This is a genomic window from Kribbella sp. NPDC051952, assembly GCF_040680855.1.
Lineage (GTDB): Bacteria > Actinomycetota > Actinomycetes > Propionibacteriales > Kribbellaceae > Kribbella.
Genome location: NZ_JBFAXQ010000001.1, coordinates 556846 through 569093 on the forward strand (window position 1 = coordinate 556846; position 12248 = coordinate 569093).

Genomic DNA, 12248 nt, shown 5'->3' on the forward strand with positions numbered 1-12248 from the left:
GCGAGCGTAGAGCAGACTGGCCCGGTGACCGAGTCGCTACTCCTCAACGGCGTACCGCTGCAGACCGTCGACCCAGCCTTGCTCAGAGCAACCAGCTACGGCCACTTCAGCTCGATGCAGGTCCGGGCCGGCGCGGTCGACGGTCTCGACCTGCACTTCGAACGCCTCGACCGCAGCACCCGTGAGGTCTTCGGCGAACCACTCCCCGCCGACCGCGTCCGCACCGACCTCCGCGCAGCCCTCGACCACGCCGGCACCGGTGACCTCTCTCTACGCGTCAACGTCTTCGGCCCCGCCGACCTTCTGATCCGCGTAAGCCCACCCATCGATCCCGGCACCACGCCTCAGCGCCTACTCGCCTTCCCGCACGAGCGCGCCGTCCCCCACCTCAAACACACCGGCACCTTCGACCTCGTGTACTACGGCCACCAAGCAGAACGAGCCGGCTACGACGACGCCGTCTTCCACACCACGGCCGGCGAGATCTCCGAAGCCTCGATCTGGAACATCTGCTTCGCCCGCGGCACCACGATCGTGTTCCCGTCCGCCCCGGTCCTCCCCGGCATCCGCCAGCAACTCCTCCAGCGCGGCCTCACGACCTTCGACACGATCCCGGTCCCGCTGGCCGACCTCCCGACGTACGACGCCGCCTACCTGACCAACTCCATCGACCCAGCCCTCCCAATAGCCTCAATCACAACCGCCAACGAAACCACGACGTACGAGCCGCATCCCGAGTCGGTCGGAGTCATCGCGACCGCGTACGCGTCACAGCCCGCGCAGGCGATCTAGCGCTCGGACCACCAGCGGAGGAGTTCTTCGCGGGCGCGGTCTTCGCCGAGGGGGCCCTGATCGAGGCGGAGGTTCATCAGGAACTTGTAGGCCTCGCCGACCTCGCGGCCCGGGGCGATGTCCAGGATCTGCATGATCTGGTTGCCGTCGAGGTCGGGGCGGAGGGCATCTAGTTCCTCCTGCTCGCGGAGGCGGGCGATGCGGGTCTCGAGGTCGTCGTACGCGGCCCGGAGCATGTCGGCCTTGCGACGGTTGCGAGTGGTGCAGTCGGCGCGGGTGAGGACGTGCAGGCGTTCGAGCTGGTCACCGGCGTCGCGGACATAACGACGTACGGCGGAGTCGTTCCACTCGCCACCGCTGTAGCCGTGGAACCGCAGGTGGAGCTCGATCAGCTTGCTGACCTGGTCGATCTGCTCGTTGCTGAACCGCAGCGCCTTCATCCGTTTCCGGGCCTGCTTCGCTCCGACCACGTCGTGGTGGTGGAACGTCACCTTGCCCGCGCCCTCGAACCGCCGGGTCCGCGGTTTGCCGATGTCGTGGATCAACGCGGCGAACCGAACCACGAAATCGGGCGTCGGAACAGGCAGACGCGATTCGAGCGCGATGGCCTGATCGAGGACGGTGAGCGAGTGCTGATAGACGTCCTTGTGCCGGTGGTGCTCGTCCAGCTCCAGCCGGAGCGCGGGCAGTTCGGGCAGGACGTGGTCGGCCAGGCCGGTGCTGACCAGCAGGTCGAGGCCGATCCGCGGGTGGTCCGCGCAGATCAGCTTGATCAGCTCGTCGCGGACCCGCTCGGCCGACACGATCGTGATCCGGTCGGCCATCGCGGTCATCGCTGTCACCACGGCCGGGTCCGGCGTGAACCCGAGCTGAGCGGCGAACCGGGCCGCCCGCATCATCCGCAGCGGGTCGTCGGAGAACGAATCCTCCGGTGTGCCGGGCGTCCGGATCCGCTGGTTCGCGACGTCCTCGATCCCGCCGTACGGGTCGACGAACTGGTGCGACGGCAACCGGACCGCCATCGCGTTCATGGCGAAGTCGCGCCGGGCCAGGTCACCCTCGAGGCTGTCGCCGTACGACACCTCCGGCTTGCGCGAGGTGGGATCGTAGGACTCCGACCTGTACGTCGTGACCTCGAGAACCCACTCGCCTTTCCGACAGCCGATGGTGCCGAACGCCTTGCCGATATCCCAGACATGGTCCGCCCAGCCGGCCAGCAACCGCTCGACCACGTCGGGTCGTGCTGACGTGGCGAAGTCGAGGTCCTTGCTCCCCCGCCCGAGGAGAATGTCGCGGACGGGACCACCGACCAGGGCGATCTCGTGCCCGGCATCGGCGAACCGGAATCCGAGCTCGTCGACCACCGGGGCGATCTGCAGCAACGACTGGACCGCCCGCCGGTGGACTGCGGACAACGATCCGGCGGAGGCTGACTGGTCGGCAAAGGGTGACACGGGGAACTAGGTTACGGTGACGGCGTGTTCAGACGGCGACTGAGGCTCTCCGCGGTGGTGAGCGCGGGGTTGGTGCTCGCTGCGGCGGCAGCGACTCTCGGCTCCCCGTCCGCGGATGCGGCGCCGACCGATGACCCGGTGGTGCAGGTCACGATCGACTCGTTCGGGCCGATCGCGCCGAAGGTCGGCGACGCGGTCACGATCAAGGGCACCGTCCGGAACACCAGCCAGGTGACCTTCGCGAAACCCCAGGCGCTCGCCTGCATCGCCCGCTCCCGTCTGTCCACCAGCACCCAGATCGCTGCCGTAGGCACCGAACAGAACGTGCCGATGAACGACCGGGACAGCTGCAGCCGCCTGACCACGGCCGACAGCGGCGCGTTCCAGGAGCTCGGTGACTCGTTCGCACCCAACGCCGCGCTCCCGTTCAGCCTCACCATCCCCTGGAAAGAGTGGCGCATCGGCGCCGAGACCGGCGTGTACGTCGTCGGCGTCCAGTTCCGCGGTCAGCCGCCGGACCAGGACCGGATCACCGCCGGCCGGGCCCGCACACTGATGCCGGTGCAGGGCGAGCAACCGCTGTCCCGCAAGGTGAACACCGCCCTGGTGATCCCGTTGCGGCACCGGCCGACCCTGCTCGGCGGCGACCGGTTCACCAACGAATCGCTGGCCGAGTCGATGGCTCCGACCGGCGACCTCGGCAAGCTGTTGGCCCTCGGCAACCAACGCAGGGTCACCTGGCTGGTCGACCCCGCCATGCTGCACGAGGCCCAGCGGATGCGGGACGGCTACCGGGTCGGCGAGGGCGAGAAGACCACCCCGGGCACTGGCCGGGCCGTGGTGGCCGCCTGGCTGAAGGAGTTCGACGCCAGCCGGGCCAGTGGCAGCCAGGTCGTCCTGCTCCCGTACGGCGATCCGGACCTGGCCGGCCTGTGGGACTCCGGCGAGCCACTGAAGAACATGGTCTGGGACGCCCGGAAGGCCACCGAGCAGTTCATCCTGCCGCCCGGCTTCACCAACGGCCTGTGGCTGGAAGGCGGTGCCGCCGCCAGCCGGTACCTCGCCGCCGCGTCGACCGGCTACTCCGTGCGCCCCGACGACCTGAACCTGGTCAGCAGCGCCTCGTGGCCGCCGGCCGAGCGCCCCGGCCTCACCGCCACCTCGCCGGTGTATGACGTTCGTACGCCGGAAGGACCGAGCAGCTCGGTCCGCACGGTGGTGGCCGACGCGGCGCTGACGTCCGGCGGCCCGGATTCGGACACCACCGACAACCCGATCCAGGTGCGGCAGCGGTTCGCGGCCGAGACCGCGCTGCTCGCCGCCACCGGCAAGGGCGTCCCGTCGGTGGTCGCCGTACCGCCGCGAGACTGGGACTCCACCGGCCGCGCCACCGCCGCACTGGCCGGGTCCCTGTCGTCGTTGCCGTGGATCGCCGCCGGCACCGTCGCTCAGGTCGCACCCCTCGGGATCAAGGCGCCGGCCATCAAGGCGCCGACGGCGCCCCGGACGAACTCGACCATGATCCCGGGCCAGCTCGACGGCATCCAGCAGCTCAACCAGTCGATCACCACGTTGAAGGACCTGCTGGTCGACCCGGCGGAGAACCTTCCGGAGATCATGCCGCAGTCACTGCTGCGCGCCGCCTCGACCAGCTGGCGCGGGTTCCCGGACGAGGCACAGCGGTTCACCTCGGTCGAGGTCGGCTCGGTCAACGTGCAGCTGTCCAAGGTCCACCTCGTCAACAACGTCTCGAACGGCGAGCGCAAAGAGATCAAGGTCAACCTGGCCGGCAGCAAGGGCACGTTCCCGCTGACCATTGCCAACGACACCGATTGGTCCGTGCGCGTCGGCGTACAGGTCAGTCCGCTGAACCGGACCGACCTGCGGATCGAGACGCAGCAGACCAGGATCCTGGCCCCGAAGCAGAAGTACACCCCGCGGATCGTCGCGAGCGCCGAGCAGAACGGTGTGATCCGGGCCAACGCCCAGGTGATCACCGCCTCCGGCCGCCCGGTCGGCCGGTCCGAGGAGCTGCTGATCCAGGCGACCCAGTACGGCAGCGTCGGCTGGATCCTGGTCGGCGCGGCCTGCGCCCTGCTCTTCGGTACGTCGTTCGTCCGCATCTTCCGGCGGATCCGGACCGAGCGCCGCAACCCGTCGGACCCGGATCCGGCCGGGCCGACGTCCGACGCGCTGCACCCCGAGCCCTTGGAACCACCCGAACCTGTGGATCCCCCGTCCGCCGGCATCCCCGCGGGCGAATCCCTGAAAGAAGGAGTCGGTTCGAAGGATGGCTGACCGCACCCTGCGATCCGCGGCGGTGATGGCAGCCGGAACGGTGCTGTCCCGCCTGCTCGGATTCGTCCGGATCGCCCTGCTCGCGGCCGCCATCGGCACCGCGTTGCGCGGCGACATCTTCACCGCCGCGAACACGATTCCGAACAGCCTCTACATCCTGCTGGCCGGCGGGGTGTTCAACACCGTGCTGGTCCCGCAGCTCGTCCGGGCGATCAAGAACCACAGCGACGGCGGCCAGGACTTCACCAACCGGATCCTCACCTTCGGCTTCGTCGTACTCGCCGTGGTCACGGTGGCCTGTGTGCTGCTGGCACCGGCGATCGCCGAGCTGTACCTGCCGAAGGAGCTGCACAATCCGTCCCGGGTGACCGAGAAGGCGAACATGGTGATGTTCGTCCAGCTCTGCCTGCCGCAGATCTTCTTCTATGGCGCGTTCGTGCTCGTCGGCCAGGTGCTGAACGCGCGGCGCCGGTTCGGCCCGATGATGTGGGCGCCGATCGCGAACAACATCGTGGCGTGCGCGTCGATCGTGATCTTCCTGCTGGTGTACCGGACCGGCGACACCCCGCCGACCTACAGCCACGGCGAGGGGCTGCTGCTCGGACTCGGGCACACGGTCGGCATCGCCGTACAACTGCTGGTGCTGTTGCCCTACCTGAAGGCGAGTGGGCACACCTTCCGGCCGAAGTTCGGTCTGCGCGGTACTGGCCTGGGTCACACGGCCCGGCTGGGTATCTGGACAGTCTTGTTCGTCGCGGTGAACCAGGTGACGCTCGTCGTCGTCACCCAGCTCGCGATCGCCGGTAGCGCGTCGGACGACCCGGGCGCCAAGGCCGGTCTGTTCGCGTACAGCACCGCGATGCTGATCATCCTGGTGCCGCACGGCATCGTCACGGTCTCCTTGGCGACGGCCGCGCTACCGCAGATGTCGGCCCTCGCGGCCGACGGCGACATGACCGAGGTCGGTCGGCTGTCGGCGCGATCGATCCGGCAAACGCTCGCGATCGTGGTCCCGGCAGCGGCCGCGATGATCGCGTTCGCCTATCCGATCGTCACGGTGATCGCCGGGTACGGCTCCGGCAAGAACAACCTGACACTGATGTCGTACACGCTGATGACGCTGGCGCTAGGGATCGTGCCGTTCACCATCCAGTACTTCCAGCTGCGGACGTTCTACGCCTTCGAGGACACCCGGACGCCGTTCTTCATGCAGTGCGCGATCGCGGCGACGAACATCGCCGCGGCGGTGATCGGGGTCCGGGTGCTGCTGGATGCGGAGCACCTGCGGTTCAGCGGCGTGATCCTCGGAGCGGCGTACGCGCTGGCTTATCTGGTCGCCGTACTGATCTCCCGGCCGGTGCTGCGGCGCCGGGTCCCCCGGGTCCCGGGCGCCGGGATCGGGCTGCCGCTGCTCGCGATGGTGATCGCCGCCGTCCTCGGAGCGGCCGCCGGTCGCGTCGTCCTGTGGCTCCTCGACCTGGCCGTCGACTGGTCCGGACCGCTCGGCGCCATCGTCCAGCTGATCGTCGCGGCCGCCGCCATGCTGCCCGTGTACGCCGGGGTCGCAAGGGTGCTGCGGATCCACGAAGTCAACGACGTCGTGTCCATGGTCACATCCAAACTGCCCGGTCGCCGGTGATCCGGAGAGCTTGTGCACTTGTGGACCACTAGCTGAGTGATCAGGGCACTAGCATGGGGGCTGCTATCGGACTCCCGCCGACCGGGTCCGGAGCGCCAGACGCAGGCCGACCAGTGCATCGAGGAGGGCGAGAGACACCGTGTCGAACCAGACTGTCAGTCCTGGTGCCCTGCTTGCCGGCCGCTACCGGATCGCCGAGTTACTCGCGGAGATCGACGGTGCGCGGGTGTGGCGAGCAGTGGACGAGGTACTCAGCCGGGCCGTCGTCGTGGATGTCCTGCCGGTCGGCGATCCACGGACCAACCTGCTCTTCGACGCCGCGCGGCGAGCCGCCGCCGCGGCCGACCCGCGGTTCCTGCGGGTGCTCGACTGCGACATGCATGACGGCGTCACGTACTGCGTCCGTGAGTGGGCAGGCGGGCGGCCGCTCGAGCGGATGCTCGGGACCGGCCCGCTGACCGGGCAGCAGGCAGGCTGGCTGGCCCGCGAGGTGTCCGAAGCGCTGGAGAACCTGCACCGCACCGGTCTCGCGCATGGATCCATCAGCCCGTCGACCGTGGTGGTCACGGACGCGGGCGCGATCAAGGTCGTCGGCCTGGCCACCGAGGCTGCGCTGCGGTCGTTCGGCCCGGGTTCGCCCGAGGAGGACGTCCACGCGCTCGGTGAACTGCTCTACGCCTCACTCACCGGCCGCTGGCCCGGCCCGGCACCGGCCTGGAGCCTGCAGCCCGCGCCGGTCGAGCACGGCCGACTGCTGAGTCCCCGTCAGGTGCGCGCGGGTGTGCCGCGCTCGCTGGACGACATCTGCGACCGGCTGCTGAGCGACCCGCCGCGGCACCACGCGCCCCCGATCACCAGCGCCGCCGGCCTGTCCGCGGCCCTGTCCGGAGTCGTCGGCAGCTCACACGAGCCGCCGAACCAGATGGACGAGACGGTTCAGGTCGCCCGGCAGAACGGCAGCATCGACGACGCCACCCAGGTGGTCCCGCAGGCCGGACCGCCCGCACTCGACCCGACCCCGCCGCCACCGGCCTACCAGTCGGAGAACGGTCATCAGCAGCACTCGGCGTACCAGACCGCCGCTGAGACCCGGCCGGTCCGGCGGCAGACGCCGCCGCCCTCCAACGGGAACGGCCGGCGTCGCGCAGATGAGCCGAAGCCGAAGGGCTCCTGGGGTGGCCGGATCCTGATCCTGCTTGCCGTACTGGCGCTGCTCTCGGTGGTCGCGATGGCCCAGTTCCTGCTCAAGGGCGCGATGAACAACGACCAGGACAGCGGCGACGGCGGCACGAAGACCAGCAACGCGCCGCAGACCAGCAGCACCCCGTCGGCGACCGGTGGCAAGGCGACGATCAACGGTGCCAAGGACTTCGACCCGAAGGCCGACGGCGGGAACGGCGAAGAGCACAGCGACGACGTCCCGAACACGTACGACGGCAAGGTCAGCACCACCTGGGAGACGCAGACCTACCACAACAAGCCGAACCTGGGCGGCACGAAGCCCGGTGTGGGCATCGTCTACGACCTGGGCTCGAAGATCCCGATCTCGAGCGTCGCGGTCGCGGTGCAGGGTGACGACACGAGCATCCAGTTGATGGTGCCGAAGGGTGACACCACCAAGTCCCCGACCGCGGTGAGCGGCTGGACGGCGGTGGACACCAAGGCGGACCAGCCCGAAGGTACGGTGACTCTCAAACCGCAGTCGCCGACCGAGACGCAGTACGTCCTGGTGTACCTGACCAAGCTGCCGAAAGCGGACGGCGGTTTCCGGGGCATCATCTCGGAGGTCACAATCCAGAAATGACGGCTCACCTGGACTCCGGCCCGACGCCGGCACGGACGGACGTACCCCGGATCGGCACCGCCGACCCGGTCGGTCAGCCTGCCACACCGGGTACGCCGACCAGCTACGACCAGCTGGACGACCACGAACTGCTCCGGTTGCACGTGGCCGGCAACCCGGACTCGTTCGGGTTCCTGGTCAAGCGGCACCGGGACCGGATGTGGGCGGTCGCGATCCGTACCCTCGGCGAGCCCGAGGAGGCGGCCGACGCGCTGCAGGAGGCGTTCATCTCGGCGTTCCGCCGGGCCGACTCGTTCCGCGGCGACGCGAAGGTGACCACCTGGCTGCACCGGATCGTGGTGAACGCGTGCCTGGACCGGATCCGCCGCCGCCAGGTCCGCCAGGCCGACCCGCTGCCCGAGGACGAGGACCGCGCCGCCGAGCTGGCCGGACCGACCGAGCAGGACCCGGCCGAGGTCCGGGAGCGGCGGATCGACGTACTGAACGCGCTCAAGCAGATCAACGAGGACCAGCGCAGTGCGCTGGTCCTGGTCGACATGGAGGGGTACTCGATCGAGGAGGCGGCCGCGATCCTCGACTGCGCCCCCGGCACGGTCAAGTCCCGGTGTGCCCGCGGCCGGGCCCGGCTGCTGCCGCTGCTCAAGCACTGGCAGACCACCCGGGCCGGCGCCCCAGAGGCCGGTGCACCGGCCAAGCCCGCCGAATCGACGGGAACCGAATGACCGGGACTGCCGTCGAAGCGAAGTCGCCGACCTGTCCGGACGGCGACGTGACCTCCATGCCTCGACCCGGAGCACTTCGATGACCACAATGCGCGCCTCCGTGCGCACCTCCCGCGAGGGGGCGAGTTCCCGATGACCGATTCCGGTCTGCCGACCAGTGAGCACCTTGAGCACCTGGATACGGACACGATCGCCGACCTGATCGAGAACCTGCTGCCCGCGCCCGAGGCGCACCGCGCTCGTGAGCATGTGAAGGCCTGCCCCGACTGTCAGCAGACGTACGACGCCCTCGTGGAGCTGTCCGAGGACCTCGCCGACGAGGGCCGGATGGACATCCCGATGCCGACCGACGTCGCCGAGCACCTGGACGCGGTCATCGTCTCGGAGTCCGTGCTGCGTGCGTCGACCGTCGGCGTCCACTCGCTGGCCCAGATCCGTGAGGAGCCGCGCCGGCACCTGCCCAAGCTGCTGGGTGCCGCCGCGGCCGTCGTCGTGGTCGCCGCGATCGGGGTCGGCGTGGTCTTCGCGACCAAGGACCAGGCCGGCGAGGGCGCGGCCAACGCGAACCCGACCGAGGTGCCGACCGGTGCGGTCGTGACGATGACCACCAAGGACCTCGGCCCGGAGGCCCAGCGCTGGCTCGAGCACAGCCCCAGCCCGATCCTGAATGCCCCTGACGCCGAGATCGCCTGCGCCCGGACGTTCGCGTCCGGCCGGCCGAACCCGCAGCTCCAGCTGGTCCAGCCGGTGAAGCTCGACGGCAAGCGCGCGACTCTGATCGGGCTGCAGGGTGGTTCACCCCGCGATATCCAGCTCTTCGCAGTCACTGGATGTAGCGATCCTGGCGGCGTCGCCAGCCCGTTCTACGACACCACGGTGACGCTCCGCAACCGCTAGGACACCAGTTCGGCGCAGCCGCGTCCAGGTGGGTACCGTGGGAATGGTCGGCCTCTAGGATCCGTTGAGTACGACGTATCAAAGTTCTCGACGACAGAGGAACGCCTGCATGAGCGACTCGGTAGTTCGCAACGTCATCATCGTCGGCTCCGGCCCGGCCGGTTACACGGCCGCCGTGTACGCCGCGCGCGCCAACCTGGAACCGCTGGTCTTCGAGGGTTCGGTGACCGCCGGCGGCGCGCTGATGAACACCACCGAGGTGGAGAACTTCCCCGGTTTCTCGACCGGCATCATGGGCCCCGCGCTGATGGACGAGATGCGCACCCAGGCCGAGCGCTTCGGCGCCGAACTGGTGCCCGACGACATCATCGCGGTCGACTTGACCGGTGACATCAAGGTCGTCACCGACTCCGCGGGCACCGAGCACCGGGCCAAGGCCGTCATCCTCGCGATGGGTTCGAGCTACCGCAAGCTCGGCCTGTCCGACGAGGACCGGATGTCCGGCCACGGTGTGTCCTGGTGTGCGACCTGTGACGGCTTCTTCTTCCGCGACCACGAGATCGCGGTCGTCGGCGGCGGCGACTCGGCCGTCGAGGAGGCCACCTTCTTGACCAAGTTCGCGAAGAAGGTGCACCTGGTGCACCGCCGCGGCGAGCTGCGCGCGTCGAAGATCATGGCCGACCGGGCCAAGGCGAACGACAAGATCGAGTTCGCCTGGAACTCCGAGGTCGACAAGATCCACGGCGACGACAAGCTGACCGGCATCACGCTGAAGGACACCGTCACCGGTGAGACCCGGCACCTGCCGACCACCGGACTGTTCATCGCGATCGGGCACGACCCGCGCTCGGAACTGGTCAAGGGTCAGGTCGACCTGGACCCCGAGGGCTACGTGCTGGTCAAGGCCGACAGCACTGAGACCAACCTGAAGGGCGTCTTCGCTTCCGGCGACCTGGTCGACCACACCTACCGGCAGGCGATCACCGCGGCCGGCACCGGCTGTGCCGCCGCCCTGGACGCCGAGCGCTACCTGGCCGCGTTGGAAGACGCCGACGTGGCCGCGGCCGCCGAGCCTGTCTCTGTCTGAACCTCACAACCACTGAAGGAGTTACGCCCGTGGGCGAGAAGATGAACGCCGTCACCGACGCCGAGTTCGACCAGACCGTACTGAAGAGCGACAAGCCTGTGCTGGTCGACTTCTGGGCCGAGTGGTGCGGACCGTGCCGCCAGGTTTCCCCGATCCTCGAGGAGCTGGCGCAGGACCACAGCGAGAAGCTGACGTTCCTGAAGATGAACGTGGACGAGAACCCGGTCACCCCGAGCAACTACCGCGTCACCGGTATCCCTACCATCAACGTCTACGTGAACGGCGAACTGGCCAAGTCCATCGTCGGCGCCAAGCCGAAGGCAGCGCTGCTGAAGGAGCTTGCCGCCTTCACGGAGTGACGTAGTACGTGTAGACCGGTAGGACCCCCGCCACACGCAAGGAGCAGTTGCCTGATGGAAGCCCCCCACGGCGTGTACCGGATCGGCGACAGCGGTGAAGCCGTCGCCGAGATCGTCGGCAAACTTCAGCGGCTCGGGCTGCTGACCGGCGGCCACGACGTCTACGACGAAGTGACCGCACACGCTGTCCGGGGCTTCCAGCAGCAACGCGGGCTGATGGTCGACGGAGTCGTCGGCCCGCAGACCTACCGGGCGATCGACGACGCACGCTGGGCACTGGGCGACCGGCTGCTCACGTACGTCGTCTCGCATCCGCTGACGGGTGACGACGTACTGGCGTTGCAGGCGAAACTGCAGGAGCTCGGGTTCGCCGTGGCCCGGATCGACGGGATCTTCGGCGCGGACACCCAGCGGGCGGTGACCGAGTTCCAGCGGAACATGGGTCTGCCGGGCGACGGCACCTGTGGTCCGTCGACGTTCAAGGCGCTGCAGCGGATCCGGCCGATGGCGACCGGTGGACGTCCGGACGCGCTGCGCGCCTCGGAGGCTGTCCGTGCCGCCGGACCGCGACTGTCCGGCAAGACCGTGGTGATCGACGCCGGCCACGGTGGTTTCGACTACGGCTGGGAAGGCTTCGGCCTGCGCGAGTCCGATGTCGCCTACGACCTCGCCGCCCGGATCGAGGGTCGCCTGGGTGCGACCGGCGTACGGGCGTATTTGTCGCGTGGGCGTGATCAGGGGCCGGACGAGCTGGCCCGGGCCGCGTTCGCGAACGAGACGGACGCGAACCTGTGTGTCTCCCTGCACACCGACGGGTCGATGAACCCGGAGGCGCAGGGCGTCGCCACGTACTTCTACGGCAACGATCTGCACGGCGCCTCGTCGAGCGTCGGTGAGCAGTTCGCCGGTCTGGTGCAGCGCGAGATCGTCGCGCGGACCGATCTGCTGAACTGCCGGACGCACGCCAAGACCTGGGACCTGCTGCGGCGGACGAAGATGCCCGCGGTCCGGCTCGAGATCGGCTACGTCACCAACCCGCACGACTCCGCTCGGCTGGCCGACCCGGCCTTCCGTGACGTGATCGCCGAGGCGATCGTCGTCGCCATCCAGCGCGTCTACCTGCCGCCGGACCAGGACGCCGCCACCGGCATGCTCCGCTTCGGCCAGCTGACCGTCTAGGTCGTCGATTCCCGGGT

Annotated in this window: 10 protein-coding genes; 9 read left to right on the forward strand and 1 reads right to left on the reverse strand. The window is 69.1% G+C overall.

The features are described 5' to 3' along the window. Positions 1 to 24: 24 nt before the first annotated feature. Positions 25 to 792, forward strand: coding sequence for an aminotransferase class IV (locus tag AB0L70_RS02730; RefSeq protein ID WP_363679204.1), 768 nt, complete (start codon positions 25 to 27; stop codon positions 790 to 792). On the opposite strand, the gene AB0L70_RS02735 is transcribed toward AB0L70_RS02730, so the two are convergent. Then, positions 789 to 2207, reverse strand: a complete 1419-nt coding sequence (locus tag AB0L70_RS02735; protein WP_363679955.1) for a CCA tRNA nucleotidyltransferase — start codon at positions 2205 to 2207, stop codon at positions 789 to 791. The genes AB0L70_RS02730 and AB0L70_RS02735 overlap by 4 nt on opposite strands. Before the next feature lie 63 nt (positions 2208 to 2270). Between AB0L70_RS02735 and AB0L70_RS02740 the strand changes: the two genes are divergently transcribed. The 8 genes from AB0L70_RS02740 to AB0L70_RS02775 all read left to right on the forward strand — a co-directional run bounded on the left by AB0L70_RS02740 (position 2271) and on the right by AB0L70_RS02775 (position 12231). Next, positions 2271 to 4544: a DUF6049 family protein gene (locus tag AB0L70_RS02740; RefSeq protein WP_363679206.1), complete on the forward strand. Its 2274-nt coding sequence runs from the start codon at positions 2271 to 2273 to the stop codon at positions 4542 to 4544. Continuing rightward, positions 4537 to 6183: a murein biosynthesis integral membrane protein MurJ gene (gene murJ / locus AB0L70_RS02745; protein WP_363679208.1), complete on the forward strand. Its 1647-nt coding sequence runs from the start codon at positions 4537 to 4539 to the stop codon at positions 6181 to 6183. Before AB0L70_RS02740 ends, murJ begins: the two co-directional genes overlap by 8 nt. 139 nt (positions 6184 to 6322) lie before the next feature. Then, a complete protein-coding gene (locus AB0L70_RS02750; RefSeq protein ID WP_363679210.1) occupies positions 6323 to 7987 on the forward strand; it encodes a protein kinase family protein in 1665 nt (554 codons plus the stop codon). After that, positions 7984 to 8709, forward strand: a complete 726-nt coding sequence (sigM, locus tag AB0L70_RS02755; protein WP_363679212.1) for an RNA polymerase sigma factor SigM — start codon at positions 7984 to 7986, stop codon at positions 8707 to 8709. The genes AB0L70_RS02750 and sigM overlap by 4 nt, the downstream gene beginning before the upstream one ends. A 132-nt stretch (positions 8710 to 8841) precedes the next feature. Beyond that, positions 8842 to 9606, forward strand: coding sequence for a hypothetical protein (locus AB0L70_RS02760; protein WP_363679214.1), 765 nt, complete (start codon positions 8842 to 8844; stop codon positions 9604 to 9606). Positions 9607 to 9715: 109 nt separating this feature from the next. Continuing rightward, positions 9716 to 10693 (forward strand): thioredoxin-disulfide reductase, encoded by a 978-nt coding sequence (trxB, locus tag AB0L70_RS02765; protein WP_363679216.1) that lies wholly within the window; start codon positions 9716 to 9718, stop codon positions 10691 to 10693. A gap of 41 nt (positions 10694 to 10734) precedes the next feature. Beyond that, positions 10735 to 11052 (forward strand): thioredoxin, encoded by a 318-nt coding sequence (trxA, locus tag AB0L70_RS02770; RefSeq protein WP_363679957.1) that lies wholly within the window; start codon positions 10735 to 10737, stop codon positions 11050 to 11052. A gap of 54 nt (positions 11053 to 11106) precedes the next feature. Further along, positions 11107 to 12231 (forward strand): N-acetylmuramoyl-L-alanine amidase, encoded by a 1125-nt coding sequence (locus AB0L70_RS02775; protein WP_363679218.1) that lies wholly within the window; start codon positions 11107 to 11109, stop codon positions 12229 to 12231. The last annotated feature ends 17 nt before the right edge of the window (positions 12232 to 12248 follow it).